Consider the following 25,909-nt stretch of genomic DNA (forward strand, 5'->3'; position numbering starts at 1 on the left):
ATGACGGCATCGGACGCGGCGGCCGCTGAGCCCCGCATCTCGAACTGGAACCTCCCGAACGGCATCACCGTGGCGAGGATCGTGCTCGCGCCCGTCTTCATGTGGATGCTCCTCGCCGACGACGGCACGGACGGCGCCCTCCGCTGGTGGGCGGCTCTGCTCTTCGTCGTCGCGATCGCGAGCGACGGGATCGACGGACACATCGCGCGGAGCCGCAACCTCGTCACCGACCTCGGCAAGATCCTCGACCCGATCGCCGACAAGGTCCTGACGGGCGGGGCACTCGTCGCGCTCTCGATCCTCGGCGAGCTGCCCTGGTGGGTCACGATCGTCGTGCTCGTCCGCGAGGTCGGCATCACCGTCCACCGGTTCATCGTCATCTCCGACCACGTCGTCGCCGCGGCGTGGATGGGCAAGCTCAAGACGGTCGCGCAGGCCGTCGCCATCTCGCTCGCCCTCGCGCCGTTCTGGGTCCTGTTGGGCGACTGGGTCCTCTGGGTGAACGCGGTGTTCATGACCATCGCCGTCCTCCTCACGATCGCGAGCGGTATCGACTACGTGATCACGGCCGCCCGTGGTGCGCGGCTCGATCGTCAGGTGAAGCGATGACGACCGCCTCGGGTGACGAACCGGCTCCCCGAGCGGCCGAGGCCATCGCATCGCTCATCGAATCACGCCTGACCATAGCGGTCGCCGAGTCGCTCACGGGCGGCCTGCTGGCCGCGGAGCTCGTCGGTGTCCCCGGAGCCTCTGCGGCGGTCCGCGGTGCGGTCGTGGCATACGACACCCGCCTCAAGCACTCGGTGCTGGGGGTGGACGCGGGTCTCCTCGCGCTCCATGGCGCGGTGCACCCGGAGGTGGCCCTGCAGATGGCCGACGGCGTCCGTCGGGCATTGGCTGTCGACGGGTTGCCGGCCGACGTCGGGATCGCGACGACCGGGGTGGCCGGGCCGGATCCACAGGACGGTCAACCGGTCGGGACGGTCTTCGTCGGGATCGTCACCAGAGCGGGCGGCAGAGTGGTCCCACTCACCCTCGACGGCGGCCGCCAGGAGATCCGTCGGCAGACGGTCGCGTCGGCACTCGAGGCGCTCGTCCACGAGCTCGGCCGCCTGGCGTGAAACCCGGCGTCGATCCTTGGAATAGCTACCGTTTCCATCGCGTTACAGATCAGTGATTCACAAGAAAAGCCCAGTGATTCTGGTTAGTGTTCGGCACACGGTGGTTGTAATGTTGGCCATCCACGAACGACACGGCGATCAGCTGGGACGACGTGAATCCGCGTTGCAGAAGCAGAGCGCTGTACGACATGGAGTCGTAGAGCACAGAGGGAGGGTCACGTGGTTCTAGTCCGTCAAGAGATCGGCGACGTGCTGAGGGACTTCCGGTTGCAGAAGGGCCGCACGCTGCGCCAGGTGGCCAGCAAGGCGAGCGTCGCACTCGGATACCTGAGCGAGGTCGAGCGGGGTCAGAAGGAAGCGTCGAGCGAGATCCTCGCGTCCGTCGCAGACGCCCTCGACACCCCGATCTCCGTCATCATGCGAGAGGTCGGCGACCGCCTCGCGGTCATCGAAGGACTCTCACCGAACATCCCGGACACCGTTCCGGACGAATTGGTCAACGAGCTGGACGAGCTCGTCTCCCGCTGAGCGGGTCGAGTACCTCGTCGAGACGCCCCGGGATCCCTCTCCCGGGGCGTTTCCGTGTCCCGAGGGCGAACAAGGAGGCGCAGGGATGAAGCTGAGTCAGTTCAGGACGGCCGTCGCCGACGAGTTCGGTGCCGCCTACGGGGCGGTGCTCACCGGCGATCTCGGTCTGACGGAGTTCGGGTCGAAGACGGCGGAGGAGGCCCTCCGCGCCGGTGTCCCGCCACGTGACGTGTGGATCGCGCTCTGCGCGGCGACCGACGTCCCCGACGACCGACGACACGGCGTCGGTCGTTTGCAGCCGGGGTCGTAGTCCGCAACGCGCGTCGTCCGGACGTCGTCCTGACGCTGGGGCGATGCCCGACACGCCGTTCGAACGGTATCGAACATCCGTTCTAGTGCTGCTAGTGTCCTCCACAGGATCATTCGTGAGTGCGTTCTGTACGGATCGAGTCGTCCACCGACCGGTGTCGGTGGTGGCGCGTACCGTCGAAGACACCAGGAACGATCGACGCCTTGTCGCCTCCGGGCCCCGACCTTCAGGAGAAGCGGGTCTCGGAACACGCGGCGACAGCCTATAGGCATCCGACACCGAGCAGAGAGAAGCACACCATGCCAAGCCCAGCTGAACGCGAGAAGTCCCTCGAAACCGCACTCGCCCAGATCGACCGTCAGTTCGGCAAGGGCTCGGTGATGCGTCTCGGCAGCGACGAGCGCGCGCCGGTCGAAGTGGTCTCCACCGGATCGATCGCGCTCGATGTCGCGCTCGGGATCGGAGGACTCCCTCGCGGTCGCATCGTCGAGATCTACGGTCCGGAGTCCTCGGGTAAGACGACCCTCACGCTCCACGCCATCGCGAACGCCCAGCGTGCCGGGGGCATCGCAGCCTTCATCGACGCCGAGCACGCACTCGACCCCGAGTACGCGAAGAAGCTCGGTGTCGACATCGATTCGCTCCTCGTCTCCCAGCCCGACACGGGTGAGCAGGCGCTCGAGATCGCCGACATGCTCGTGCGCTCCGGGTCCATCGACCTCATCGTGATCGACTCCGTCGCGGCACTCGTGCCCCGTGCTGAGATCGAGGGCGACATGGGCGACTCGCACGTCGGTCTCCAGGCCCGCCTCATGTCGCAGGCACTGCGCAAGCTGACCGGTGGACTGAACCAGACGAACACGACCATGATCTTCATCAACCAGCTGCGCGAGAAGATCGGCGTGATGTTCGGTAGCCCCGAGACGACCGCCGGCGGCAAGGCGCTCAAGTTCTACGCCTCCGTGCGCCTCGACATCCGCCGGATCGAGACGCTGAAGGACGGTACCGAGGCCGTCGGTAACCGTACCCGCGTCAAGGTCGTCAAGAACAAGATGGCACCGCCGTTCCGTCAGGCCGAGTTCGACATCCTGTACGGCGTCGGCATCTCCCGTGAGGGCTCGTTGATCGATTTTGGCGTCGAGCACGCCATCGTGAAGAAGGCCGGCGCCTGGTACACCTACGAGGGCGACCAGCTGGGGCAGGGCAAGGAGAACGCCCGGAACTTCCTGCTGAAGAACCCCGACATCGCCGCTGAGATCGAGCGCCGCATCCTCGGCAAACTCGGTGTCGGAGCCGAAGGTGCCGCCACCAAGAAGGCGGCCGACGCCGCTGCCGCCGAGGTGGCAGCCGCTGAGGCCGCCGCACTCGAAGCGGCGACGGGCGGGGCACCGCAGCTCGCATCGGCCGGCGCTTCGAAGTCCGCTGCCAAGCGCAGCGCCTAACCCCACCCGAACAGCGAGGTCATCATGGTCGTCTCCTTCCCTCCCGCCGGTCCGGCCGACGAGTCGTCGGAGACGCTGGCTCCCGTGACCTCGCTGTTCGGCCGCCGGCCGGCCGCCGAAGCGACTCCTGAGCCCGACGGCTGGTTCGTCGGCCAGACCGAGGATCCCTCGGCACCCGAGGGCGAGGGAGCCTCGCCCGGTCGCCCGGTCGCCCCACTCCGCCGCCGGACCACCGAGGACACGGTCGAACACGGCAGGGCTCAGAGCCGGTCGCAGGCCACGTCATCCCCAACCGACCGGACCGCACCCGCCACTCGAAGCGTCTCCTGGGCTTCCGACACGGATGCCGAGGCGCCCGGTGACGACGAGGCGGCCGAGGACCCGGAGGTTCCGGTCGACCCCGAGGTGCGGTTGGCCGAGCTCGACCTGTTGGCCGTGCGGCGGCTCGCCCGTCGTGGTTCTTCGGAGTGGGAGATCGCGGAACTCCTCCGGGGTCATGAGGCGGAGCCGGATGAGGTCGAGCATGTCCTGGGCGAGCTCCGTCGCCGCGGTTATCTCGACGATGCGGAACTCGCGCGCCAGCTCGTCGAGAGCCTGCACACCCGGAAGGGGCAGTCCCGAGCGGTGATCGGGCGCGAGCTCTCCTCACGACGGATCGACCCGTCGATCGCGGCGGAAGCCCTCGAGGCGATCGACGACGACGACGAGCTCCGGCGCGCGTTGGTCGTCGCGGAGAAGCGTGCCGGCCAACTCCGGTCGCTCGACCAGGCGACCGCCGAGCGGCGGCTGTCGGCCTACCTGGCACGACGCGGCTACGGTTCGGCGATCATCCGTGAGGCCTGCTCGCGTGCGCTCTCCGGTTCGAAGCGTTCGGGCGTGAGTTTCCGCTGACGGGTCGTGCTCCAGCCCGCGCGTAGACTGCTGGTATGAGCAGCATCGTCGAGACCCCCACGGTCATCAGCGCCTCTCCCGCAGCGTTCGACGAAGCCGGTCGGCAGCGGAGTTACGAGGTCCGCACGTACGGCTGCCAGATGAACGTGCACGATTCCGAACGGTTGAGTGGCTCCCTCGAAGCGGCCGGATACGTCAAGGCCGATGGTGAGCAGGCCGACATCGTCGTCATCAACACCTGTGCTGTGCGTGAGAACGCCGACAACAAGTTGTACGGCAATCTCGGGCACCTGGCGTCCATCAAGAAGCAGCGCGACGGCATGCAGATCGCCGTCGGTGGATGTCTGGCGCAGAAGGACAAAGACGTCATCCTCAAGAAGGCACCGTGGGTGGACGTCGTCTTCGGCACCCACAACATGGGGTCGCTTCCGAGCCTGCTCGAACGGGCTCGACACAACGACGAAGCCCAGCTGGAGATCCTCGAGTCCCTCGACACCTTCCCGTCCACGCTCCCCACGAAGCGGGACTCCAGTTACAGCGGCTGGGTGTCGATCTCCGTCGGCTGCAACAACACATGCACCTTCTGCATCGTGCCGTCCCTCCGAGGCAAGGAGAAGGACCGACGTCCGGGGGAGATCCTCGGCGAGCTGCGGGCCCTCGTCGACGACGGCGCGATCGAGGTCACCCTCCTCGGCCAGAACGTGAACTCCTACGGGGTCGAATTCGGCGATCGACAGGCGTTCGGAAAGCTGCTGCGCGCGGCGGGGACGATCGAGGGGCTCGAACGGGTCCGCTTCACCAGTCCGCACCCCGCGGCGTTCACCGACGACGTCATCGACGCGATGGCGGAGACGGCGAACGTCATGCCGCAGCTGCACATGCCCCTCCAGTCGGGATCCGACCGCATCCTCAAAGCCATGCGTCGCTCGTACCGGTCCGAACGGTTCCTCGGCATCCTCGACCGGGTCCGCGCACGGATCCCGCACGCGACGATCTCCACCGACATCATCGTCGGGTTCCCCGGCGAGACCGAAGCGGACTTCCTGGAGACGCTGCGGGTGGTGGAGGCCGCACGCTTCGCGAGTGCGTTCACGTTCCAGTACTCCATCCGGGCGGGGACACCCGCGGCAACCATGCCCGACCAGGTGCCGAAGGCCGTCGTGCAGGAGCGGTACGAACGACTCGTCGCGCTGCAGGACCGGATCAGCTTGGAGGAGAACCAGCGGCAGGTGGGCCGACAGGTCGAATTGCTCGTCGCCGTCGGTGAAGGTCGCAAGAACGACACGACGCATCGGCTGAGCGGCCGGGCCGAGGATTCACGGCTCGTCCACTTCGATGTGCCAGCTGGATCCGAGGTCCCGCGCCCGGGCGACGTCGTCACGGTCACCATCACCGAAGCCGCATCGTTCCATCTCCTCGCCGACGCCCCGGCCGGCGCACCGCTGCGCGTCCGCCGCACGCGGGCCGGAGACGCCTGGGATCGCGCTCAGGCCGACTCCTGCGGCGTGCCGGCCACCCCTGGGGTGAGTGAACCCGGGCGGGTGTCGCTCGGACTTCCCGGACTCCGCGTCGGGGCCCCGGTCGCCGGGGTGACCACCTCGCCCATCTACGACCCGAGTGACGGCGAACGTCGGTGACCGGTTTCCTCGCGGTCGTCGGAGCGACCGGGACGGGGAAGTCCGCGCTGTCGCTCGATCTGGCGACGGCCTTCCGGGACGCCGGTCGACCCGCTGAGATCGTGAACGCCGACGCCATGCAGTTCTACCGCGGCATGGACATCGGTACTGCCAAGCTGCCGCTCGCCGAGCGCCGGGGGATCCCGCATCACCTGTTCGACGTGCTCGACGTCACCGAGGAAGCGTCCGTCGCCTGGTATCAGCCGACGGCTCGCGCGGTGATCGACGGACTCCTGGCCCGTGGGGTGACGCCGATCCTGGTGGGTGGCTCGGGGCTGTACGTGTCCAGCGTCATCCACGACTTCCGGTTCCCCCCTCGCGACCGGGGCGTCCGGGAGCGGCTGGAGCACGACCTCGAACGAGAGGGGATCGCGGTACTCGTCGAGCGGCTTCGGCGAGCGGACCCCGAGACGGCGGAGCGGGTCGACGTGGCGAACGCCAGACGCGTCATCCGGGCGCTCGAGGTACATGAGCTCGCCGAGCGAGGTCACGGCGCGGCGCTGCCCGAACGCCCGACGCCCTGGCGACCGGTCGAGGTCGTCGGCGTCTCCACGCCGCGAGAGGAACTGGTCTCGAGGCTCGACCGGCGCGTCGAGGCGATGTGGGCGTCGGGTCTCGTCGACGAGACCGCCTCGCTCCTCGAGCAGGGGCTGGAGCGCGGTGTGACCGCTGCCCGGGCCATCGGGTACGCCCAGGCGGCGGCGCAGCTCCGGTCGGAACTCACCGAGCCGGAGGCGATCGCCGAGACCCAGCGGCTCACGAGACGCTATGCCAGGCGGCAGGTCAGCTGGTTCAAGCGGTATCCCGACATCGAGTGGGTGGAGGGCGGGAGCGCCGAAGCGGACGAGTTCGTCGGCCGGACTCGCCCGTAGACTGGTCGGATGGCGTCGACACTCTCCTTCACGAAGGGCCACGGTACGGGCAACGATTTCGTGCTGTACTCCGATCCCGACGGCCGAGAGCCGCTCGACCCGCAACAGATCGCGGCGCTCTGCGACCGACACTTCGGGATCGGCGCCGACGGCGTGATCCGCGCAGTGCGGTCGGAGCACCTCGACGTCGGCGCAGCAGCGCTGGCAGCCGATCCCTCAGCGGAGTGGTTCATGGATTACCACAACGCGGACGGCTCTGTCGCCGAGATGTGCGGCAACGGGATCCGAGTGTTCCTGCACTACCTGCTCGAGCGCGGTCTGGTGACCCTGGCCCGCGGTGAGGAGCTCGCCATCGGCACCCGCGCGGGTGTCCGGACCATCGGGTACGACCCGCTCGGGTACGCCGTCGACCTCGGCCGCTGGTCCCTCGACGAACGGGACACGCTCGTCCGGGTGAAGGGGCTTCCCGTCGCCCGACCCGGCATCGGGATCGACGTCGGCAATCCGCACATCGTCGTCGCGGTGGCGGACGCCGCGGAACTCGATGGAGCGGAGCTGGAATACGTCCCCCAGCTCGAGCCCACGCCGCCGCAGGGTGCGAACGTCGAGCTGGTGCTCCCCGGAGAGCCGCTCATCGCCGACGGCGTGGCACGGATCCGGATGCGCGTGCACGAGCGGGGCAGCGGCGAGACACTGAGCTGCGGCACCGGGACCGCGGCCGCGGCGCTCGCCTTCCGGCACTGGGCCGGCTCAGCAGCTCCCGACGATTGGCGGGTGGAGGTCCCGGGCGGTGTGCTCGGGGTCCGCATGGTGCAGCGCGAGGACGGCGAGCACGTCGTGCTGGCCGGCCCCGCGACGCTCGTCTACTCGGGCACGATCACGCTCGCCTGACGACGCCGCTCAGCGGTGTTCGCGCCGTCTGGCGTGCAGCACCCGGAAGCCCTTGGCCATCGCCGCTCGGCCCACGTGGAACGACGCCGGCAGCTGCTCCTGGAGCCACTTCTGCAGGGAGTCGGAACCGAGGTTCTTCTGGACGACGAGCCACGCGTCACCGTCGTCCTGGAGTCGTGGAAGCCAGTGCATGAGCAGTCGGTGGAGTTCGTCCTTGCCGACCCGGATCGGTGGGTTGGACCAGACGGTCGCGAACCGGATGTCGTCCGGCACGTCTTCCGGCAGGACGGCGCGGATGTTGTCGAGTCCGAGACGCTCCGCGTTGATGCGGGTGAGCTGGAGCGCCCGCTGGTTCACGTCGACCGCCCAGACGGTCGCCTCCGGTGACGCGAGCGCGAGCGACAGGGCGATCGGACCCCAACCGCATCCGATGTCGAGGAGGTCGCCTGTCGCCGGGGGCGGTGGTGTGTTCGCGAGGAGCACCAGCGTGCCCTGGTCGAGGTGCCCGGGGCTGAAGATGCCGCTCGCCGAGACCAGGGATCGGTCGACTCCGCCGAGCTTCGCGGTGATCGGTCTGAGCTGCAACTCGCTCGCGGGTTCGGCGGTGAAGTAGTGCTCGTTCGACATACAGGAACGGTACCGGACCAGGAGGAAGTAGGGTTAACGTGATGAGTAGACCACCGATGGATGCAGCCCACGACCCCGCAGACGACGCCGATGTCGACCCAGGAGCCGGATCGGACGACGTCTCGGTGGCCGATCCCGACGACGTGGTGGCGCGGGTGCTCACGAGCGCCGCGTCCCGCTCGAGCGGGCACACCCTGTTCGGCAGCGGTGCCGCCGCGCTGCAGACCTCGGACACCACGGGTGGCTCGTCCGACGACGGCGAGCAGTTCGACCGCGAGGACCGCCAGGCCCTCCGTCGCGTCGCGGGGCTCTCGACGGAGCTCGAGGATGTCACGGAGGTCGAGTACCGCCAGCTCCGCCTCGAGAACGTCGTGATCATCGGTGTCTACCCACAGGGTGCGCTGCACGACGCGGAGAATTCGCTGCGCGAGCTCGCCGCTCTCGCCGAGACCGCCGGGGCCGTCGTGCTCGACGGATTGCTCCAGCGCAAGCCACACCCCGACCCGAGCACCTATCTCGGGCGCGGCAAGGCGCAGGAGCTGAAGGCGATCGTGCAGGCGCTCGGCGCCGACACGGTCATCGCCGACACCGAACTCGCACCGAGCCAGCGACGAGCGCTCGAGGACGCCGTGGCCGTCAAGGTGATCGATCGCACGGCCGTCATCCTCGACATCTTCAGCCAGCACGCGAAGAGCCGTGAGGGCAAGGCGCAGGTCGAACTGGCCCAACTCGAGTACCTCCTCCCGCGCCTGCGTGGTTGGGGTGAGTCCATGAGCCGTCAGGCCGGTGGACAGGTCGGTGGTGCCGGCGCCGGTATGGGATCGAGGGGGCCGGGTGAGACGAAGATCGAGCTCGACCGCCGGCGCATCCACACCCGCATGGCGAAGCTGCGCAAGTCGATCACCGCGATGAAGCCGGCGCGCGAGGCGAAGCGGGCGAACCGACGACGCAACACCGTGCCGTCGGTCGCGATCGCGGGGTACACGAACGCCGGGAAGTCCAGTCTGCTCAACCGCATCACGAAGGCCGGCGTCCTCGTCGAGAACTCCCTGTTCGCGACGCTCGACGCGACCGTCCGACGCAACGAGACCGCCGACGGGCGCGAGTACACGCTCGCCGACACCGTCGGCTTCGTCCGCAACCTGCCGCACCAGCTGGTCGAGGCCTTCCGGTCGACGCTCGAGGAGGTCGCCGACAGCGACGTCATCGTGCACGTCGTGGATGCCGCGCATCCCGACCCGGCGGGTCAGATCGCCACCGTCCGCGACGTGATCGGTGAGGTCGGCGCGCGCCACATCCCGGAACTGGTCGTGTTCAACAAGGCCGACCTCGTCGATGACGGACAGCTCCTCGTCCTGCGCGGTCTGGTCCCGGACGCCGTGTTCGTCTCCGCGAGGACGGGCGTCGGGATCGACGAACTGATGGAGCGCATCGAGGCGCTGATCCCGTCGCCGAGCAACGAGGTCAACGTGCTCGTCCCGTTCGACCGGGGCGACCTGGTCACCTTGCTGCACGAACGCGGCAAGGTGTTGTCGACGGACTACGACGAGCGCGGGACCATCGTGCACGCCCTCGTCGGTGCCGAGGTCGCAGCCGCGCTCGCGCCGTTCGCCGAGATCCTCCCGGCGCCGGCCGTCACCTCCTGAGGCCCGGCCGTCCGCCGTGTCGGCTGGGATTCAGCCGCAGCGGATCCGGACGGCGTCCTTGAGTGCGGTGGCGGTGGCTGCAGGCAACGGGAGCGTCATGACCGCTTCCGGTCCACCGTCGATGCGCACCACGAGCGGGAAGCGTGTCCCGACCTTGTCCTCCGCGAGGGCGTGCGGGTCGCATCGCGTCGGCACGATGCGGACGTCGATCGACTTAGGACCACTGGTCGCATCGACGGTGCGGTCGAGCGGCCACGCCGAAGCGTCGGTCGGCGTCGACGCGTCGGGTGCCGGTTTGAGGAGCACCGTGGACCGCAGCTCGACCAGGTCGAGGCGTCCGCGCCGGCCGGTGGGCGTGACGCTGATCGTCAGGACCGCGACGGTCGACGGCCCGGAGCCCTCGAGTCGCACGGAGGACTCTGCGGTGACGTCCGCGATGCGGTCGACGCCCACCACGGTGCACTCGGCTCCGTGCAGACGGGGCAGGACCGCGGTGGGGTCGGCCACTGCCGTGATCGCGATCACAGCACCGTCCTCGAGGTGCAGGGTGACGTCGGCCCGAAGATCTGACGCAGCCGTGCCGCAGGCAGCCGGGGGAAGCTCGACGGACAGATCCTTCGTCTGCCCCGCTGGCACGGCTGAGGCCCGGTCCCGGTCGGTGGTCGCCGTGAAGGCGGACCCCGAGACCTCCAGGCCGACGATGACGAGGTCGTCCTCGCTCCCGTTCTCAATCCGGACGATCGCGGAACGGCCGGCGTACTGATCGCGGTTCTGACCCAGCTGCACGGAGACGCCGGTCGGAACGGCCGTCGTCGTCGAGGTGCCGTCGGGTGCAGGCGAGCATCCCGCCAGAATGGCGATGCACAGGAGCGAGGACGCGCTCAGGACGCCCACGCGACGGGACGACCGGCTGGCGCGAGCATTCAGGCCGGCGTCCATGCGTTCAGCGTAGGACCAGGGCGCGGGATTGGGAACACCTCACTGTGCGCCGCACTCAGGCCGAGTTCGGCAGCGCTGAACCGAGCGTCACGGCACAGACGGACACGGGCCGGGGCGACCGTCTGATCGTCCCGGCCCGTGTCCGTCGAGTGGGGTGACGTCAGACGGTCCGGAGTACCGCGACGACCTTGCCCAGCACCTCGGCGTGGTCGCCGAGGATGGGCTCGAACGCCGAGTTGCGGGGGAGGAGCCAGGTGTGACCGTCGCGCTGACGGAACACCTTCACCGTCGCCTCCTCGTCGAGCATGGCGGCGACGATCTCACCGTTCTCCGCGGTCTTCTGTTCACGGATGACGACCCAGTCACCGTCGCAGATGGCGGCGTCGACCATGGAGTCGCCGACGACCTTCAGCATGAAGAGACTGCCCTTCCCGACCAGTTGGCGTGGCAGGGGGAAGATCTCTTCGACCTGCTGCTCGGCCGTGATGGGGATGCCGGCCGCGATCCGCCCGACGAGCGGCACCATCGCCGCGTCACCGACCGGGGGAGCAGTGTCGGGGTCGCTGCCCTCCACGGCGCTCGGAAGGTCGATGAGGACCTCGATGGCGCGGGGGCGGTTGGGGTCGCGCCGGAGGTACCCGCTCAGTTCGAGCTGGCCGAGTTGGTGCGTCACGCTCGAGAGGGAGGCGAGCCCGACGGCGTCCCCGATCTCACGCATGCTCGGCGGGTAGCCCCGCTGCGAGACAGAGCGCTGGATGACGTCGAGGATCGCCAGCTGCTTGTCGCTGAGGCTCTTCCGCCGCCGAGTGCCGCCGACCTGACGCTCCCTTGCGCCGTCGCCCGCCGTGTTCGCTGCCATCTTCGCTCCTGCCCTGATCGGCTGTCGGTGACCGATGTCGGTGGGTGGTGGTGTACTGCTTCCAACACTCGAAACTGTATCCGCACCAGCTCGACCAGACAAACATCTGTTCGAGCGTGTCGTCGATTTCCCGGCGCGAAGGTGCGAACACAGGGTTGAGTATTCGAACAATCGAAGATATATTCGGAACACAGGTTCGTATCCGGCCCTCTCGGCCGAGGGTCGGATACGAGTCCTCATCGCACGATGAGCACACACTTGGAGGGTTGACATGAGCGCAGCACTGATCGGGTCACACGCAACGGTTTCCACGCGCACCGCGCAGGCACCGACGTCGGACGCGCGGCCAGCGCGTCGGCTCCGTCTGACGCGACGCGGGCGGGTCGTCTTCACCACGCTCGCCGCCATCCCACTCGTGATCGGCGTCGCGGTCGTCGGCTTGTCAGCCGGTGGCGCGGCAGCCAACACCGCAGCGGCGGGTACGACGTTCAGCTACATCACGGTCGACCCGGGTGAGTCGCTCTGGCAGCTCGCCGAGTCCATCGCCCCGGATGCGGACCCTCGCGACGTGATCGCGGAGATCATGAACCTGAACCAGCTGAGCACCGCCGGCATCGAGCCCGGGCAGCGTCTGGCCATCCCGCAGCGATACGCAGCGGAGTAAGGCAGGCGCGAGCTGCTCGTGAGTGGCCCTGAGCGCGTCGACGGCGGGGTACGACTGGCTACGATTGTCGGGTGACTGCTCTCGACGACCTCCCCATCCGCGACGACCTCCGAGGACAGCGTCCGTACGGGGCCCCCCAGGCGCAGGTGCCCGTGGCGCTGAACGTCAACGAGAACACGCATCCCATCCCCGAGGCCGTGGCGCACGACATCGTCGCCTCCCTGGCCTCCGCTGTCCTCACCGTCAACCGCTACCCGGACCGCGAGTTCACGGTCCTCAGGGAGGCCTTGGCCGGGTATCTGGGTCACGGCGTCGCGCCGGAGCAGATCTGGGCGGGCAACGGTTCGAACGAGGTCCTGCAGCACATCCTGCAGGCGTTCGGCGGACCGGGTCGTTCGCTGCTCGGATTCGTCCCGACGTATTCGATGTACCCGTTGCTCGCAGCGGGCGTCGGCACGACGTGGATCCCGGCGGAACGCGACCCGGAGTTCGAACTCTCACCGGAGACGGCCGCCCGGCAGGTGAAGGCGGCTGATCCCGACCTCGTGTTCCTGTGCTCGCCGAACAACCCGACCGGCACGCCGCTCTCGCTCGAGACCGTCGCCGCGGTGTACGAGGCGTCGCGCGGCATGGTCGTCGTCGACGAGGCGTACGCGGAGTTCGCCCACGATGACGAGGCGAGCGCCCTGCGCCTGCTCGAGGGTCGGCCCCGGCTCATCGTGTCGCGGACGATGAGCAAGGCGTTCGCCTTCGCGGGTGTCCGGCTCGGCTACCTGGCCGCAGACCCGGCCGTCGTGGACGCGCTCCGACTCGTGCGGCTGCCGTATCACCTGAGTGCGCTGACGCAGGCCGCCGCAACCGCCGCGCTGCGGCACGCCGACGAGATGCTGGCGATGGTCGACGACATCCGCACCCAGCGGGATCGCCTCGTGGTGGAACTGACGCGCCTCGGCTACGACCCGAAGCGGAGCGGCTCGAACTTCGTCCTCTTCGGCGGTGTCGCCGACCCCCACGCCGCCTTCGAGGCGCTGCTGGCGAGGGGCGTCCTCATCCGCGACGTCGGCATCCCGAACCACCTGCGGGTCACCGCCGGTACGGAGGCGGAGACGACCGCGTTCCTGGAGGCGCTGGCCGCCATCAGTCCGGCGTAGTGCCCTCGACCGGCGTGCGGGTGTCCCGCGCGCCGGCTCCGCTCACGGAAGCCGCGAGACGGCCTCCTCGGCGGCGACCCAGGGCAGCATCGCGCACTTGACGCGTGCGATGTAGCGCGAGACGCCTCCGAACGCCGCGGCGTCGCCGAAGCGTTCCTCGTCGAACTGCAGGGTGCCGCGCGAGCGGATGACCGTGCGGAACTCGTCGATGAGCGTCTGCAGCTCGCCGGGGGTGAGGCCGGGCGCGAGGTCGCTCAGGCAGGAACTGGACGCCTGGGAGATCGAGCAGCCGTGCCCTTCCCAGGCGATCGCCCGGAGGCTGCCGTCGGACTCGAGGTGGAGCTGCAGGGTCACCTCGTCGCCGCAGGTGGGGTTGAGCTGATGCGATTCGGCTGCGGGCGCGTCCTGCAGCCCGAACCCGTGCCGCTGTCGGGCGTGGTCGAGGATGAGCTCCTGGTACAGACTCTCGAGACCGCTCATCGGCTAACTCCGAAGAACGGACCGACGAGTGCGGCGGCGTCCAGGAACGCGTCGATCTCGGACTCGAGCGTGTAGAGGTAGCTGCTGGCGCGCGTCGAAGCCGTCAGGCCGAGCCTGCGGTGCAGCGGCTGGGCACAGTGGTGCCCCACGCGCACGGCGATCCCGCGATCGTCGAAGAACTGCCCGACGTCGTGCGCGTGCACACCCGCGACCTCGAAACTCGCGAGACCGGCACGGGGAGAGCCCGGAGGAGGGCCGATCAGACGGACCCCGGGGACGGCGGCGAGTCCGGCCGCGAGCCGGCGGCCGTACGCGGCCTCGGTGGCGTGGATGCGGTCCATGCCGACGTCCTGCAGGAACCGGACCGCGCTCGCGAGGGCGATCGCCTGCGAGACCGGCTGGGTCCCGGCCTCGAACCGCTGGGGCGCCGGCAGGAACTCGGCACCTTCGAGGGTGACGGTCGTGATCATCGACCCGCCGGTGAGGAAGGGGGGAAGCGCGTCGAGCAACGCACGGCGGCCCCAGAGGGCTCCGATGCCGTTCGGCCCCAGCATCTTGTGGCCGGAGAACACCAGGAAGTCGACGCCGAGCGCCGTGACGTCGACCGGGAGGTGCGGCACCGACTGGCAGGCGTCGAGCACCGTGAGCGCGCCGACGCGCTGGGCGAGGGCGACGAGCTCCGCGACGGGGGCGATCGCGCCGGTCACGTTGGACACGTGCGCGAAGGCGAGGATCCGCGTGCGTTCGCCGATGACGGCGGCGGCGTGGTCCGTGGAGAGGACGCCGTCGTCGTCGACGGGCAGATGACGGAGGGTGGCGCCCGTCCGTGCGGCGAGTTGCTGCCAGGGGATGAGGTTCGCGTGGTGTTCGAGTTCCGTGACGACGATCTCGTCGCCGGGCCCGAGGCGGAACCGCTCGGCCGCTGCGCCGCCGAGTCCGGCGCTCGCGTTCCCGATGGCCCCGGCGATGATGTTGAGGGCCGCTGTGGCACCGGATGTCCACACGAGTTCGCGCTCGTCCGCACCGATGAATCCGGCGACGGTCGCCCGGGCGTCCTCGAAGGATTCGGTCGCCTCCGCGGCCAGGAGATGGGCGCCTCGGTGGACCGCCGCGTTCTCGTGGGTCGCGAAGTGCCGTTCGGCGTCGAGGACCTCGGTCGGGCGCTGGGAGGTGGCGCCCGAGTCCAGGTACACGAGCGGGTGCCCGTTCATCTCGCGGGCGAGGATCGGGAACCGCTCCCGGAGTGCGGCGATCTCCGCCTGGTCGAGAGCGGCGGCCGGCGTGGTGCTGAGTGAGGAAGTCATGACCTCTCAACGATAGGCGTCGTGTCGGACGGCTGCTCCCGGATGACGCGACGACCACCGTCGTCCGACACACGGCGTGCTGCGCTCGCACCGTCGATACACTGGAACGCATGACCACGCAGCAGCGAACGGCCCGGATCCAGCGCTCGACGAGCGAATCCAGCATCGAGCTGGAACTGGACCTCGACGGCACCGGTACCAGCAGCATCGAGACCTCCGTCCCGTTCTACAACCACCTGCTCACGGCGTTCGCGAAGCACTCGCTGACGGACCTGACCGTGCGCGCGACCGGCGACGTCGACATCGACGTCCACCACACGGTCGAGGACGTCGGCATCGCCCTCGGGCAGGCGATCCGCCAGGCGCTCGGCGACAAGTCGGGGATCTCGCGCTACGGGGACGCACTCGTGCCGCTCGACGAGGCGCTCGTCCAGGCTGTCGTCGACATCTCCGGCCGCCCGTACCTCGTCCACGGGGGTGAGCCGGCCGGGTTCGAGTTCCACCTGATCGGCGGACACTTCACCGGGTCGATGGTGCGTCACGTCTTCGAGGCGATCACCTTCAACGCCGGTCTCACGGTGCACGTCAACGTGCTCGCCGGCCGCGACCCGCACCACATCGCCGAGGCGGAGTTCAAGGCCTTCGCGCGTGCGTTCCGCCAGGCGAAGGCCCTGGACCCGTTGGTGCAGGGCATCCCCTCGACGAAGGGCTCCCTGTGACGGCCCGCCCCTCGGTGGTCGTCCTCGACTACGGTTCCGGCAACGTCCACTCCGCCGTGAAGGCGCTCGAGCTCGCCGGCGCCGACGTCGTCCTGACGGGGGACCGCAAGGCCGCCCAGGCCGCCGACGGCCTCGTCGTTCCGGGTGTCGGCGCCTTCGACGCGGTCATCGGCGCACTGCGTTCCTCGCACGGCGACGAGGTCATCGACCGCCGTCTCGCCGGAGGCCGACCGGTCCTCGGCATCTGCGTGGGCATGCAGGTCATGTTCGAGCGCGGGGTGGAGCGCGGTTCCGAGGCCGAGGGGCTCGGCGAGTGGCCGGGCGCCGTCACCGAACTCACCGCACCGGTGCTGCCCCACATGGGCTGGAACACGGTCGCGCCCGACGCCGGCTCGGTCCTCTTCGACGGCCTCGCCGACGAGCGGTTCTACTTCGTCCACTCCTACGCGGCCCAGTCGTGGACCCTGGAGGTCATGCCGCCGTTCCCCGAGCCGCGTCTGACCTGGGCGACCCACGGGGCGCCCTTCCTGGCCGCCGTCGAGAACGGTCCGCTGTCGGCGACGCAGTTCCACCCCGAGAAGTCGGGCGCCGCCGGCATCCGCCTCCTGTCCAACTGGCTCGGCACCCTGTAGCCCGACTAGGATCAGGTGTTTGTGCCACGAGGCATCCTGTGCGCCGACGCCCGACGGGCTCGCAGCTTCCGAAGAGACGGTGGATCATGAACGAGTTCAACACGACGGCCGGCCTCACCCTGCTGCCGGCGATCGACATCGTGGACGGGAAGGCCGTCCGCTTGACGCGCGGCGAGGCCGGCTCCGAGACCAACTACGGGGAACCCGTCGATGCGGCTCTGGACTGGGCCCGTCAGGGCGCTGAGTGGATCCACCTCGTCGACCTCGACGCCGCGTTCGGCCGGGGCGACAACCGTGCGATCATCCGGAAGGTGATCTCGAAGGCGCGCGGGGTGAACATCGAACTCTCCGGTGGCATCCGCGACGACGCCTCCCTGGAGCAGGCGCTGGAGACGGGCGTCAAGCGCGTGAACCTCGGAACCGCGGCGCTCGAGAACCCCGAATGGGCGGCGAGTGTGATCGCCCAGTACGGCGAGGCGATCGCCGTCGGTCTCGACGTCCGGGGGACGACCCTCGCGGCCCGTGGTTGGACGCAGGACGCCGGCGACCTCTGGACCGTGCTCGACCGCCTCGAGGAGGCGGGTTGCGCCAGGTACGTCGTGACCGACGTGACCAAGGACGGGACGATGCAGGGCCCGAACATCGAGCTGCTCCGACAGGTGATCGACCGCACCGACCGTCCGGTCGTGGCCTCCGGCGGGATCTCGAGCCTCGACGACCTGGTCGCCCTGCGCGAGCTCGTCCCGTTCGGCCTCGAAGGGGCGATCATCGGCAAGGCGCTGTACAACGGTGCCTTCACCCTGGCCGAGGCGCTGGATGTCTCCGGCAGCTGAAGACGGTCCTGCGCCCGACCGTCACCACCACCCGACGCCGGGTGGCGCCGATTCCGCGGGCCAGCCCTGGGCCGGTCGACGGTTCCAGCAGAACGCGAGCTCGGGCGACGACGGCAGCGCGCCGGAACGCCTGATCGAGTCCCTGCGGCGGTTCCGCGCCGGCGAGGTCGGTGAGGCGGAGGTCGTCGACGCCTTCCGGGACTCACGACTGCTCATCCCGCTCGTGGCGCACCTCGGCGAAGCCGGGAGCAACGAGCAGGGGCAGTTGGTGGACAAGTCGCAGGAGCTGTCGATCGTGACCGTGACCGGACCTGACGGTCGGACCGTCCTCCCGGTGTTCAGCTCGGTGGGTGCCATGTCAGCCTGGAACGGCACGGCCCGGCCGATCCCCGCCGATGGCGTCCGGGTCGCGCTGGCCGCGGCCAGTGAGCAGACCGACGTCGTGGTGCTCGATCCGACGTCGACGACGGAGTTCGCCATCCGGCGGCCGGCGCTCTGGGCGATCGCGCAGTCACAGCCGTGGACGCCCAGCTTCAGCGATGCGGCGGTGCGGCAGGCGTTCGAGCGGTCGATCGAACCGGAACTCGCGGTCGTGACCGTGCGGCTGCGTGCCGGTGATCCCGACGCGAAGCTGGCCGGATCCGAGCTCGTGGTCGAACTCGGACTGCTGCAGGGCCTGACCCAGCAGGAACTCGACGCGGTGCTCGCCCGTCTCGCCCAGCGGTGGGCCGCCGACGAGACGATCGCCACCCGGGTGGATTCACTCGCCGTTTCACTCCGTCCCGCAGACTGACCGTCCCGCTCGCCGACCGTCCTCCGGCCGGCGAGGCGGGAACCGGATCAGGTGACCGGGCCGGTCCACTTCTCGCCGGGCCCCTTGCCGATGGGGTCCTGGATGGTCGAGGCCTCCCGGAAGGCGAGCTGCAGCGAACGCAGGCCGTCGCGCAGCGAACGGGCGTGCATGTCGCTGATCTCCGACGCTCCCGCGGTGATGAGGCCGGCGAGGGCGTTGATGAGCTTCCGCGCCTCGTCGAGGTCGGTCTGGGCGTCGGGGGCGTCGGCGAGGCCGCACTTGACCGCTGCGGCGCTCATGAGGTGCACGGCGGCGGTGGTGATGACCTCGACGGCTGGGACGTCCGCGATGTCGCGGGTGGCCTGATCGGCTCCTCCCGACTCGTCGTCGTGGTCGTAGGGGCTGGTGGTGTTGTTCACGTGGATCCTCTGTTAGACTCGTGCGGTGCTCCGAGACATGTCTCGGTACGAAAGAGGAGATTCTCCCACCCGCGCTTGACCGCTTCATTAGGTTACCGGGTTGTCACGCTCCGCCCGACGCTTCACGGCTTCGGGTAGCAAGGGCGTGGTGCCTTCCGGCACGGTGTTCACGGACACCGTTCGGGGGTACGGGTGTGTGGTGAACCGAATTCGTCGCGTCGCAGGTATCGGACCTGCCGTGTGGCATCCCACCCAGTCAGAGGAGCTCCGCATCAGCGATCCCCGTACCAATGACCGTATCCGCGTCCCGGAGGTCCGACTCGTCGGTCCCGGCGGAGAACAGGTCGGCGTCGTCAAAATCGAGGTCGCCCTTCGCCTCGCGCAGGAAGCGGATCTCGACCTCGTCGAGGTCGCACCCAACTCCAAGCCGCCCGTCGCGAAGATCATGGACTACGGCAAGTTCAAGTACGAGGCTGCGCAGAAGGCCAAAGAGGCCCGGCGCAACCAGGCGAACACCATCCTCAAAGAGGTCCGGTTCCGCCTCAAGATCGATCAGCACGACTACGAGACCAAGCGCAAGCGCGCTGAGGGCTTCCTCAAGGCCGGCGACAAGGTGAAAGCCATGATCCAGTTCCGCGGCCGCGAGCAGTCCCGCCCAGAGCAGGGCGTCCGCCTGCTCCAGAAGTTCGCCGAGGACGTGTCCGAGTGGGGCACCGTCGAGTCCACCCCGATGGTCGACGGCCGCAACATGGTGATGGTCGTCGGGCCACTCAAGAACAAGTCCGAGGCCAAGGCCGAAGCCAACGCACAACGTGCGGCATCGAAGGCACGTCCGGCTGAAGCCGACGAAGCCTCCGAGGCTGCTCCGGTGGAGTCATCCACCGACGAGAACCGATAAGAAACGAGGAATCCCATGCCGAAGCAGAAGACCCACTCCGGGGCCAAGAAGCGATTCAAGGTCACCGGCAGCGGCAAGCTGATGAAGCAGCAGGCCGGTATGCGACACAACCTGGAGAGCAAGTCCAGCCGTCGCACCCGTCGCCTGAACCAGGACCAGGTGCTGGCGCCCGCCGACGCCAAGGTCATGAAGAAGCTGCTCGGTCGCTAGACCGTTTACCCGTAAGGAACTAGGAACATGGCAAGAGTCAAAAGGGCGGTCAACGCTCACAAGAAGCGTCGCGTCATCCTCGAGCGCGCCGCCGGTTACCGCGGTCAGCGTTCGCGTCTGTACCGCAAGGCCAAGGAGCAGGTCACTCACTCCCTCGTCTACTCGTACCGTGACCGTCGTGCGCGCAAGGGTGACTTCCGTCGCCTCTGGATCCAGCGCATCAACGCTGCGTCGCGCGCCAACGGCATGACGTACAACCGCTTCATCCAGGGTCTCGGCCTCGCCGGTATCGAGGTCGACCGTCGCATGCTCGCCGAGCTCGCCGTGCACGAGCCCGCCACGTTCGCGGCGCTCGTCGCCTCGGCCAAGGCCGCGCTGCCCGCCGACACCTCGGCGCCGAAGGTCTCCGCCTAGTCGGAAGCCCTGCGCTCGTCCTCGGACGTGTTCGAACGGCCCGATCCCTCAGGGGATCGGGCCGTTTCGTCTGTCCGGAGCCCGCGCCCTAGGATGGGTGCGTGCTTGACAATCCGCGGTCCCCGCGCGTCCGATCCGTCGCCAAGCTCGCCAAGCGTCCGGCGAGACAGGAGACCGGCCTGTTCCTCCTCGAAGGACCACAGGCGGTGTCTGAGGCCCTGCAGTTCCGGCCCGACCTGATCCTCGAGCTGTACGCCACGCCGACGGCGCTCGAGCGGTACACCGAGATCGCCGCCGCCGCGTCCGCCGCCGGCCTCGAGATCGAGTTCGTCACGGAGCAGGTCCTCGAGTCGATGGCGGACACCGTCACGCCGCAGGGCTTCATCGCGGTCGCGCAGCAGTTCCCGACCTCCATCAAGGACATCTTCGCCGGGCAGCCGCAGCTCGTCGTCATCCTGGAGGAGGTCCGCGACCCGGGCAACCTCGGGACGATCATCCGCGCGGCCGACGCCGCCGGAGCCGACGCGGTCGTCCTCAGCGGACGGACCGTCGACCTGTACAACCCCAAGGTCGTGCGGTCCACGACCGGTTCGCTGTTCCACCTGCCCGTCGCCGTCGGTGTCGAGTTGCCCGCCGTGCTGGAACGGGCCCGTGCCGCGGGTCTGCAGACGCTCGCGGCGGACATCAAGGGTGAGGACCTGCTGGTGGCGCGGTCCGAGGGCGTGCTCGCACAGCCCACCGCCTGGGTCTTCGGCAACGAGGCCAGAGGACTCACCGACGAGCATCTGGCGCTGGTCGACCGTGCGGTTACGGTACCGATCTACGGCCGCGCGGAGAGCATGAACCTGGCCACGGCAGCATCGGTGTGCGTCTTCGAGAGCGCGTTCGCGCAGCACGCCTGAGCGCCTGAGGCGTCGGCCGTCGAGGTTACGAAACGGTAACCGTAGCGCTTCCGTCATGCGCACGAAACACACGGTCACCTAGTTTGGGTTACATGGAGCCAACAGCGTCCCCGAACTCCGGCCCGACGGAACCCGAAGCCGCGTCAGCGCACGGAGCCGCAGGAGCATACGAGACCACCAGTAATCCCATTCAGGCGGGCAGGGGCGAGCCGCTCGTTGTCATGGAAAACGTCGAGAAGCACTACGGCGACTTCCACGCCCTGAAGCGCATCAACCTCACCGTCAACAAGGGTGAGGTCGTCGTCGTGATCGGACCGTCCGGTTCCGGCAAGTCGACCCTGTGCCGCACCATCAACCGACTCGAGACGATCACCTCGGGGGAGATCCGGATCGACGGCAAGCGCCTCCCCGAGGAGGGCAAGCAACTCGCCGAGCTCCGGGCCGACGTCGGCATGGTCTTCCAGTCCTTCAACCTGTTCGCGCACAAGACCATCCGCGAGAACGTCACGCTCGGACCGATCAAGGTGCGCAAGCAGAAGAAGCGTGACGCCGACGACGCGGCCAAGGTGCTCCTCGAACGCGTCGGTATCGGCGTGCAGGCCGACAAGCTGCCCGCGCAGTTGTCCGGCGGACAGCAGCAGCGCGTCGCCATCGCCCGAGCCCTCGCCATGAAGCCCAAGGTCATGCTCTTCGACGAGCCCACCTCGGCGCTCGACCCCGAGATGATCAACGAGGTGCTCGACGTCATGGTGCAGCTCGCGAGCGAAGGCATGACGATGATCGTCGTCACCCACGAGATGGGCTTCGCCAGGAAGGCCGCCGACCGTGTGGTCTTCATGGCCGACGGGGAGATCCTCGAGGACACCGACCCGGAGTCGTTCTTCACGAACCCGCAGTCGGATCGCGCGAAGGACTTCCTGTCGAAGCTCCTCACCCACTGACCCATCCGACTCCGGATCGCGCTCCCCGCGCGGCGACCCGGAACTGACCAACCGATCGGCCCGTCCCGGGCACCAAGGAAGGAAGGACAACATGCGCAAGAGGCTCATGTTCATCACCGCGGGAGTCGCTGCAGCAGCGCTCGCGCTCAGCGGGTGCAGCGGCGGCGACGCCGGCACCGGATCGACCGACGGCGCGTCCGACGGCGGCGCCCTCTTCGAGGTCGCCTCCGACGTCCAGCTCGAAGGCAGCCCCACCTACGACGCGATGGTGAAGGCCGACAAGGTCCGCATCGGCGTGAAGGAGGACCAGCCCGGTCTCGGGTACCTCGACGCGGCCACCGGCGAACGCTCCGGCTTCGACGTCGAGATGGCGACATGGATCGCCGCATCGCTCGGCTTCGACGCCGACAAGATCGAGTTCAAGGCGATCCCGAGCGCGAACCGCGAGTCCGCGATCGTGAACGGCGACATCGACTACTACGTCGGGACCTACTCGATCACCGACAAGCGCAAGGAGCAGATCGACTTCGCCGGCCCGTACTTCGAGACCGGCCAGGGCCTGCTCGTCGCCGCTGACAACGACGACATCAAGGGCGAGGACGACCTCGCCGGCAAGACCGTCTGCTCGGCGACCGGTTCCACGCCCATCCAGAACATCAAGGACAACTTCCCCGACACCAAGACGGAGGAGTTCGACACCTACTCGCAGTGTGTCGAGGCGCTGAACGACGGCAAGGTCGACGCGGTCACGACCGACCAGGCCATCCTCATCGGATACGCGGCGCAGTTCCCCGACACCCTCAAGGTCGTCGGCGAACCGTTCAGCACCGAGCTCTACGGCATCGGTCTCCCGAAGGGTGACGACGCGCTCCGCCACTTCATCAACACGATGTTCACCGATGGCGGCGACACCTGGACCAAGATCTACGACGCCACCCTCGGCGCCTCGGGCACCAAGGTGACCCAGCCGGCGGTCGACGACTACTAAGCAGCGCCCCGGGCGGCCACGCACCAGTGGCCGTCCGGGGGAGCTGTCCCGTCGACTCCGCCCAGGCGCCCGCCACGGGCGTCCCCCTCCCGAAAGGCGTGCGCGACATGAACGTCCTGCTCGACAATCTCGACCTCTTCGTCACCGGCTTCCGCAACACCCTGCTGTTGTTCGTGGTGTCGGGGTTCTTCGCGCTCGTGCTCGGCACCATCGTCGGTGCGATGCGGGTCTCGCCGGTGCCCGCCATGCGCCTGTTCGGCACCGTCTACGTCAACACGGTGCGCAACACCCCGCTCACCCTCATCCTCTTCTTCTTCGCCTTCGGCTACCCCAAACTCGGGCTTCCGGAAGTGAGCTACACCACGCTCGCGATCATCGGACTGAGCCTCTACACCGCGACCTACGTCGCCGAGGTCCTGCGATCGGGCGTCAACACGGTGCCGATCGGCCAGGCCGAGGCCGCTCGTGCGATCGGCCTGCCGTTCGGGCAGACCATGACACTCGTCATCCTCCCGCAGGCGTTCCGTGCGGTGCTCCCGCCGCTGTTCAGCGTGCTGATCGCCCTGCTGAAGAACACCACCGTCGCAGCGGGCTTCTCCGTCGCCGAAGCCGGTGCCATCCGTGCGAACCTGTCCGAACGCGGTGAACCGCTCCTCATCGGACTGCTGTGGGTGGCGCTCATCTTCGTCGCCCTCGTGTCGCTCCTGTCCCTCGCCCAACGGGCCTTCGAGAAGAAGTGGAGGATCGCGCGATGAGCTCCGTCCTGTTCGACACCCCCGGCCCGAAGGCCGTCGTCCGCTACCGGTGGATCGGGGTCGCGACCGTCCTCGTCGTCGCCGGCATCCTCGCCTTCATCGTCTTCCGGTTCATCGAGACCGGGCAGTTCACCGCTTCGAAGTGGAAGCTCTTCACCTTCCCCCGCGTGTGGGAGCAGATCCTCCAAGCGACGGGCGCGACCCTGTCCGCCTTCGCGGTCGCCGCCGTCTGCAGCGTCGTCCTCGGACTGGTGCTGGCGATCGGTCGGCTGTCGGACCACAAGATCATCAGCGTCCCCTTCACGATCTTCATCGAGTTCTTCCGGGCCGTCCCGGTCCTCATCCTCATGATGCTCATGTACTACGGGCTGCCGCCCGTCGGCTTCACCTTCGTGACGCCGTTCGTCGCCGTCGCCATCGCGCTGACGCTGTACAACGGCGCGGTCTTCTCCGAGATCTTCCGAGCGGGCATCGAGTCGCTGCCGAAGGGTCAGGGCGAGGCCGCGTACGCGATCGGGCTGCGCAAGTCCGCCGTCCTCCGCCTGATCCTGTTCCCACAGGCGATCCGGGCGATGCTGCCCGTCATCATCGCGCAGCTCGTGGTCGCGTTGAAGGACACGGCGCTCGGCTTCCTCATCACCTACCAGGAGCTCCTCTACCTGGCGAAGCAGTTCGGGTCGCAGGCGCTGTACGGCAGTCCGATCATCCCGTCCATCATCGTCATGGGGTCGATCTACATCGTGCTCTGCCTCATCCTGTCCGGGGTCGCGAAGATCGTCGAGGTACGCACGCGTCGGTCCCCTCGGACGCCGAAGGAGCAGGCCGCTCCCGAGGTGACGACGACCCAGCTGATCGGCGTGCAGTTCGGGGACCAGACGGGACGCCCCACACCCTGACGGCGGCGACCGGGTGCGTTGCAGCCGGTCGCGCCGCGGGGCGGGCGCCTGGGTAGACTTGGCTCTCGTGTCCGACGCATCCCCAATCTCCGAACCAGCGGTGAACGCCGCGGTCGATGCCGCTCTCGAAGCCATCGCCGCCGCCACCGACTCGGCCGCCCTCAAAGCGGTCCGATCAGCCCACGCCGGCGAGGCTTCACCGCTCGCCGCCCTCAACGGCTCGCTCCGTAGTGTGCCGAACGACCAGAAGGCCGCTCTCGGCAAGCTCGTCGGCCAGGCGCGTGGTCGGGTCGCCAAGGCCTTGAGTGCTCGCGAGGACGAGATCCTCGCAGCCGAGACGGAGGCACGCCTCGCGGCCGAGACGATCGACGTCACCGCGGTGCCCCTGCGGCGCACGGTCGGCGCGAGGCACCCGCTCACCCTGCTGCAGGACCGGGTGTCGGACATCTTCGTCGGCATGGGGTGGGAGATCGCCGAGGGGCCGGAGGTCGAGAGCGAGTGGTTCAACTTCGACGCCCTGAACTTCGACGCCGACCACCCGGCGCGTGCCATGCAGGACACCTTCTTCGTCGAGCCGCTCGAGTCCCACCTCGTCCTGCGCACCCACACCTCGCCGGTCCAGGTCCGCTCGCTGCTCGAGCGCGAGCTCCCGGTCTACGTCCTGGCGCCGGGCCGGGTGTACCGCACGGATGAACTCGACGCCACCCACACGCCCGTCTTCATGCAGTTCGAGGGCCTCGCCGTCGACAAGGGGCTCACGATGGCGCATCTCCGCGGCACCCTCGACCACTTCGTGAAGAGTGTCTTCGGCGACGACGCGAAGGTGCGACTGCGCCCCAGCTACTTCCCCTTCACCGAGCCGAGCGCCGAGCTCGACTTCTGGCACCCGACCTTCAAGGACGGCCCGCGCTGGATCGAGTGGGGTGGGTGCGGGATGATCAACCCGAACGTGCTCCGCTCGGCGGGGATCGACCCCGACGTCTATTCGGGCTTCGCCTTCGGGATGGGCGTCGAGCGCGGGCTGATGCTCCGCGACGGTGTGCAGGACATGCGAGAGATGGTGGAGGGCGATGTCCGCTTCTCCCAGCAGTTCGGGATGGTGGTGTAG

General features: G+C 68.6%; 31 protein-coding genes. 25 read left to right on the forward strand and 6 right to left on the reverse strand.

Annotated elements, in window-relative coordinates:
* From pgsA to dapF, 9 genes are all read left to right on the forward strand, one after another.
* Positions 1–609: a CDP-diacylglycerol--glycerol-3-phosphate 3-phosphatidyltransferase gene (pgsA, locus tag ASE44_RS16580; protein WP_056012127.1), complete on the forward strand. Its 609-nt coding sequence runs from the start codon at positions 1–3 to the stop codon at positions 607–609.
* The gene (locus ASE44_RS16585) at positions 606–1,121 is read left to right on the forward strand and encodes a CinA family protein (RefSeq protein ID WP_056781912.1); all 516 of its coding nucleotides are present in this window, start codon (positions 606–608) and stop codon (positions 1,119–1,121) included. Before pgsA ends, ASE44_RS16585 begins: the two co-directional genes overlap by 4 nt.
* A 219-nt stretch (positions 1,122–1,340) precedes the next feature.
* On the forward strand, positions 1,341–1,649 hold the full coding sequence (locus tag ASE44_RS16590; protein ID WP_056012120.1) for a helix-turn-helix domain-containing protein: 309 nt from the start codon (positions 1,341–1,343) through the stop codon (positions 1,647–1,649).
* A gap of 85 nt (positions 1,650–1,734) precedes the next feature.
* On the forward strand, positions 1,735–1,959 hold the full coding sequence (locus ASE44_RS16595) for a DUF3046 domain-containing protein (protein WP_056781914.1): 225 nt from the start codon (positions 1,735–1,737) through the stop codon (positions 1,957–1,959).
* A 299-nt stretch (positions 1,960–2,258) separates the two neighbouring features.
* Positions 2,259–3,401, forward strand: coding sequence for a recombinase RecA (gene recA, locus ASE44_RS16600; protein WP_082456166.1), 1,143 nt, complete (start codon positions 2,259–2,261; stop codon positions 3,399–3,401).
* Between the two features lie 24 nt (positions 3,402–3,425).
* Positions 3,426–4,292 (forward strand): regulatory protein RecX, encoded by an 867-nt coding sequence (locus ASE44_RS16605; RefSeq protein ID WP_056781915.1) that lies wholly within the window; start codon positions 3,426–3,428, stop codon positions 4,290–4,292.
* A 35-nt stretch (positions 4,293–4,327) separates the two neighbouring features.
* The gene (gene miaB, locus ASE44_RS16610; RefSeq protein WP_056781917.1) at positions 4,328–5,929 is read left to right on the forward strand and encodes a tRNA (N6-isopentenyl adenosine(37)-C2)-methylthiotransferase MiaB; all 1,602 of its coding nucleotides are present in this window, start codon (positions 4,328–4,330) and stop codon (positions 5,927–5,929) included.
* The gene (gene miaA, locus ASE44_RS16615; RefSeq protein ID WP_056781920.1) at positions 5,926–6,840 is read left to right on the forward strand and encodes a tRNA (adenosine(37)-N6)-dimethylallyltransferase MiaA; all 915 of its coding nucleotides are present in this window, start codon (positions 5,926–5,928) and stop codon (positions 6,838–6,840) included. The genes miaB and miaA overlap by 4 nt, the downstream gene beginning before the upstream one ends.
* Before the next feature lie 9 nt (positions 6,841–6,849).
* Positions 6,850–7,731 carry a diaminopimelate epimerase gene (gene dapF, locus ASE44_RS16620; protein WP_056781922.1) on the forward strand — a complete coding sequence of 294 codons (882 nt, stop codon included), beginning with the start codon at positions 6,850–6,852 and terminating at the stop codon, positions 7,729–7,731.
* Positions 7,732–7,740: 9 nt separating this feature from the next.
* On the opposite strand, the gene ASE44_RS16625 is transcribed toward dapF, so the two are convergent.
* A complete protein-coding gene (locus ASE44_RS16625) occupies positions 7,741–8,358 on the reverse strand; it encodes a class I SAM-dependent methyltransferase (protein ID WP_056781924.1) in 618 nt (205 codons plus the stop codon).
* A gap of 41 nt (positions 8,359–8,399) precedes the next feature.
* Here ASE44_RS16625 and hflX point away from each other — a divergent pair, with 41 nt between their 5' ends.
* Complete coding sequence (hflX, locus tag ASE44_RS16630) at positions 8,400–10,004, forward strand: GTPase HflX (protein ID WP_235522672.1); 1,605 nt, start codon at positions 8,400–8,402, stop codon at positions 10,002–10,004.
* 30 nt (positions 10,005–10,034) lie between these two features.
* Here the strand turns inward: hflX and ASE44_RS16635 are convergent, their stop codons facing one another.
* Both ASE44_RS16635 and lexA read right to left on the reverse strand, forming a co-directional pair.
* Positions 10,035–10,943, reverse strand: a complete 909-nt coding sequence (locus ASE44_RS16635; protein WP_056781926.1) for a hypothetical protein — start codon at positions 10,941–10,943, stop codon at positions 10,035–10,037.
* A gap of 160 nt (positions 10,944–11,103) precedes the next feature.
* Positions 11,104–11,802: a transcriptional repressor LexA gene (gene lexA / locus ASE44_RS16640; RefSeq protein ID WP_056012094.1), complete on the reverse strand. Its 699-nt coding sequence runs from the start codon at positions 11,800–11,802 to the stop codon at positions 11,104–11,106.
* A gap of 271 nt (positions 11,803–12,073) precedes the next feature.
* On the opposite strand from lexA, the gene ASE44_RS16645 reads away from it, so the two are divergent.
* Together ASE44_RS16645 and ASE44_RS16650 are read left to right on the forward strand one after the other, a co-directional pair.
* Entirely contained in the window at positions 12,074–12,466 is a 393-nt protein-coding gene (locus tag ASE44_RS16645; protein ID WP_056781928.1) for a LysM peptidoglycan-binding domain-containing protein, read from the forward strand.
* Positions 12,467–12,537: 71 nt separating this feature from the next.
* Positions 12,538–13,617, forward strand: coding sequence for a histidinol-phosphate transaminase (locus tag ASE44_RS16650; protein WP_056781929.1), 1,080 nt, complete (start codon positions 12,538–12,540; stop codon positions 13,615–13,617).
* Between the two features lie 42 nt (positions 13,618–13,659).
* Here the strand turns inward: ASE44_RS16650 and sufU are convergent, their stop codons facing one another.
* Both sufU and ASE44_RS16660 read right to left on the reverse strand, forming a co-directional pair.
* Complete coding sequence (gene sufU, locus ASE44_RS16655; protein ID WP_056012088.1) at positions 13,660–14,097, reverse strand: Fe-S cluster assembly sulfur transfer protein SufU; 438 nt, start codon at positions 14,095–14,097, stop codon at positions 13,660–13,662.
* Positions 14,094–15,401, reverse strand: a complete 1,308-nt coding sequence (locus ASE44_RS16660) for a SufS family cysteine desulfurase (protein ID WP_056781930.1) — start codon at positions 15,399–15,401, stop codon at positions 14,094–14,096. The genes sufU and ASE44_RS16660 overlap by 4 nt, the downstream gene beginning before the upstream one ends.
* A gap of 110 nt (positions 15,402–15,511) precedes the next feature.
* Here ASE44_RS16660 and hisB point away from each other — a divergent pair, with 110 nt between their 5' ends.
* The 4 genes from hisB (at position 15,512) to ASE44_RS16680 (ending at position 18,378) form a co-directional block, all read left to right on the forward strand.
* Entirely contained in the window at positions 15,512–16,120 is a 609-nt protein-coding gene (gene hisB / locus ASE44_RS16665) for an imidazoleglycerol-phosphate dehydratase HisB (protein ID WP_056012082.1), read from the forward strand.
* On the forward strand, positions 16,117–16,752 hold the full coding sequence (hisH, locus tag ASE44_RS16670) for an imidazole glycerol phosphate synthase subunit HisH (protein ID WP_056012079.1): 636 nt from the start codon (positions 16,117–16,119) through the stop codon (positions 16,750–16,752). The genes hisB and hisH overlap by 4 nt, the downstream gene beginning before the upstream one ends.
* Before the next feature lie 86 nt (positions 16,753–16,838).
* Entirely contained in the window at positions 16,839–17,585 is a 747-nt protein-coding gene (gene priA / locus ASE44_RS16675) for a bifunctional 1-(5-phosphoribosyl)-5-((5-phosphoribosylamino)methylideneamino)imidazole-4-carboxamide isomerase/phosphoribosylanthranilate isomerase PriA (RefSeq protein WP_056781931.1), read from the forward strand.
* Positions 17,569–18,378 carry an SseB family protein gene (locus tag ASE44_RS16680; RefSeq protein WP_056781932.1) on the forward strand — a complete coding sequence of 270 codons (810 nt, stop codon included), beginning with the start codon at positions 17,569–17,571 and terminating at the stop codon, positions 18,376–18,378. Before priA ends, ASE44_RS16680 begins: the two co-directional genes overlap by 17 nt.
* A gap of 47 nt (positions 18,379–18,425) precedes the next feature.
* On the opposite strand, the gene ASE44_RS16685 is transcribed toward ASE44_RS16680, so the two are convergent.
* Complete coding sequence (locus ASE44_RS16685; protein ID WP_056781934.1) at positions 18,426–18,797, reverse strand: DUF1844 domain-containing protein; 372 nt, start codon at positions 18,795–18,797, stop codon at positions 18,426–18,428.
* A gap of 271 nt (positions 18,798–19,068) precedes the next feature.
* Here ASE44_RS16685 and infC point away from each other — a divergent pair, with 271 nt between their 5' ends.
* From infC to pheS, 9 genes are all read left to right on the forward strand, one after another.
* On the forward strand, positions 19,069–19,695 hold the full coding sequence (gene infC, locus ASE44_RS16690) for a translation initiation factor IF-3 (RefSeq protein WP_157580040.1): 627 nt from the start codon (positions 19,069–19,071) through the stop codon (positions 19,693–19,695).
* 15 nt (positions 19,696–19,710) lie between these two features.
* Positions 19,711–19,905, forward strand: coding sequence for a 50S ribosomal protein L35 (gene rpmI, locus ASE44_RS16695; protein ID WP_056012069.1), 195 nt, complete (start codon positions 19,711–19,713; stop codon positions 19,903–19,905).
* 27 nt (positions 19,906–19,932) lie between these two features.
* Positions 19,933–20,319 (forward strand): 50S ribosomal protein L20, encoded by a 387-nt coding sequence (gene rplT, locus ASE44_RS16700; RefSeq protein WP_056012066.1) that lies wholly within the window; start codon positions 19,933–19,935, stop codon positions 20,317–20,319.
* Between the two features lie 101 nt (positions 20,320–20,420).
* Positions 20,421–21,221 (forward strand): RNA methyltransferase, encoded by an 801-nt coding sequence (locus ASE44_RS16705; protein WP_056012062.1) that lies wholly within the window; start codon positions 20,421–20,423, stop codon positions 21,219–21,221.
* A 221-nt stretch (positions 21,222–21,442) separates the two neighbouring features.
* Positions 21,443–22,162, forward strand: coding sequence for an amino acid ABC transporter ATP-binding protein (locus tag ASE44_RS16710; protein ID WP_056781937.1), 720 nt, complete (start codon positions 21,443–21,445; stop codon positions 22,160–22,162).
* A 91-nt stretch (positions 22,163–22,253) separates the two neighbouring features.
* Entirely contained in the window at positions 22,254–23,150 is an 897-nt protein-coding gene (locus tag ASE44_RS16715; protein ID WP_056012056.1) for a glutamate ABC transporter substrate-binding protein, read from the forward strand.
* A gap of 107 nt (positions 23,151–23,257) precedes the next feature.
* Positions 23,258–23,905, forward strand: coding sequence for an amino acid ABC transporter permease (locus ASE44_RS16720; RefSeq protein WP_056013357.1), 648 nt, complete (start codon positions 23,258–23,260; stop codon positions 23,903–23,905).
* Entirely contained in the window at positions 23,902–24,801 is a 900-nt protein-coding gene (locus tag ASE44_RS16725; RefSeq protein WP_056782043.1) for an amino acid ABC transporter permease, read from the forward strand. Before ASE44_RS16720 ends, ASE44_RS16725 begins: the two co-directional genes overlap by 4 nt.
* Before the next feature lie 67 nt (positions 24,802–24,868).
* Positions 24,869–25,909 carry a phenylalanine--tRNA ligase subunit alpha gene (gene pheS / locus ASE44_RS16730; RefSeq protein ID WP_056781939.1) on the forward strand — a complete coding sequence of 347 codons (1,041 nt, stop codon included), beginning with the start codon at positions 24,869–24,871 and terminating at the stop codon, positions 25,907–25,909.

The sequence above is a fragment of the Plantibacter sp. Leaf1 genome (assembly GCF_001421315.1).
Classification (GTDB): Bacteria; Actinomycetota; Actinomycetes; order Actinomycetales; family Microbacteriaceae; genus Plantibacter.

Coding starts and splice junctions, on each gene's coding strand:
- ASE44_RS16595 (WP_056781914.1), top strand. CDS start 1,735: ATGAAGCTGAGTCAGTTCAGGACGGCCGTCGCCGACGAGTTCGGTGCC.
- lexA (WP_056012094.1), bottom strand. CDS start 11,802: ATGGCAGCGAACACGGCGGGCGACGGCGCAAGGGAGCGTCAGGTCGGC.
- dapF (WP_056781922.1), top strand. CDS start 6,850: ATGGCGTCGACACTCTCCTTCACGAAGGGCCACGGTACGGGCAACGAT.
- sufU (WP_056012088.1), bottom strand. CDS start 14,097: ATGAGCGGTCTCGAGAGTCTGTACCAGGAGCTCATCCTCGACCACGCC.
- ASE44_RS16585 (WP_056781912.1), top strand. CDS start 606: ATGACGACCGCCTCGGGTGACGAACCGGCTCCCCGAGCGGCCGAGGCC.
- ASE44_RS16725 (WP_056782043.1), top strand. CDS start 23,902: ATGAGCTCCGTCCTGTTCGACACCCCCGGCCCGAAGGCCGTCGTCCGC.
- ASE44_RS16710 (WP_056781937.1), top strand. CDS start 21,443: ATGGAAAACGTCGAGAAGCACTACGGCGACTTCCACGCCCTGAAGCGC.
- hisB (WP_056012082.1), top strand. CDS start 15,512: ATGACCACGCAGCAGCGAACGGCCCGGATCCAGCGCTCGACGAGCGAA.
- priA (WP_056781931.1), top strand. CDS start 16,839: ATGAACGAGTTCAACACGACGGCCGGCCTCACCCTGCTGCCGGCGATC.
- ASE44_RS16645 (WP_056781928.1), top strand. CDS start 12,074: ATGAGCGCAGCACTGATCGGGTCACACGCAACGGTTTCCACGCGCACC.
- ASE44_RS16680 (WP_056781932.1), top strand. CDS start 17,569: ATGTCTCCGGCAGCTGAAGACGGTCCTGCGCCCGACCGTCACCACCAC.
- rpmI (WP_056012069.1), top strand. CDS start 19,711: ATGCCGAAGCAGAAGACCCACTCCGGGGCCAAGAAGCGATTCAAGGTC.
- ASE44_RS16660 (WP_056781930.1), bottom strand. CDS start 15,401: ATGACTTCCTCACTCAGCACCACGCCGGCCGCCGCTCTCGACCAGGCG.
- ASE44_RS16720 (WP_056013357.1), top strand. CDS start 23,258: ATGAACGTCCTGCTCGACAATCTCGACCTCTTCGTCACCGGCTTCCGC.
- ASE44_RS16635 (WP_056781926.1), bottom strand. CDS start 10,943: ATGGACGCCGGCCTGAATGCTCGCGCCAGCCGGTCGTCCCGTCGCGTG.
- ASE44_RS16605 (WP_056781915.1), top strand. CDS start 3,426: ATGGTCGTCTCCTTCCCTCCCGCCGGTCCGGCCGACGAGTCGTCGGAG.
- recA (WP_082456166.1), top strand. CDS start 2,259: ATGCCAAGCCCAGCTGAACGCGAGAAGTCCCTCGAAACCGCACTCGCC.
- rplT (WP_056012066.1), top strand. CDS start 19,933: ATGGCAAGAGTCAAAAGGGCGGTCAACGCTCACAAGAAGCGTCGCGTC.
- ASE44_RS16625 (WP_056781924.1), bottom strand. CDS start 8,358: ATGTCGAACGAGCACTACTTCACCGCCGAACCCGCGAGCGAGTTGCAG.
- hflX (WP_235522672.1), top strand. CDS start 8,400: ATGAGTAGACCACCGATGGATGCAGCCCACGACCCCGCAGACGACGCC.
- miaB (WP_056781917.1), top strand. CDS start 4,328: ATGAGCAGCATCGTCGAGACCCCCACGGTCATCAGCGCCTCTCCCGCA.
- ASE44_RS16715 (WP_056012056.1), top strand. CDS start 22,254: ATGCGCAAGAGGCTCATGTTCATCACCGCGGGAGTCGCTGCAGCAGCG.
- pgsA (WP_056012127.1), top strand. CDS start 1: ATGACGGCATCGGACGCGGCGGCCGCTGAGCCCCGCATCTCGAACTGG.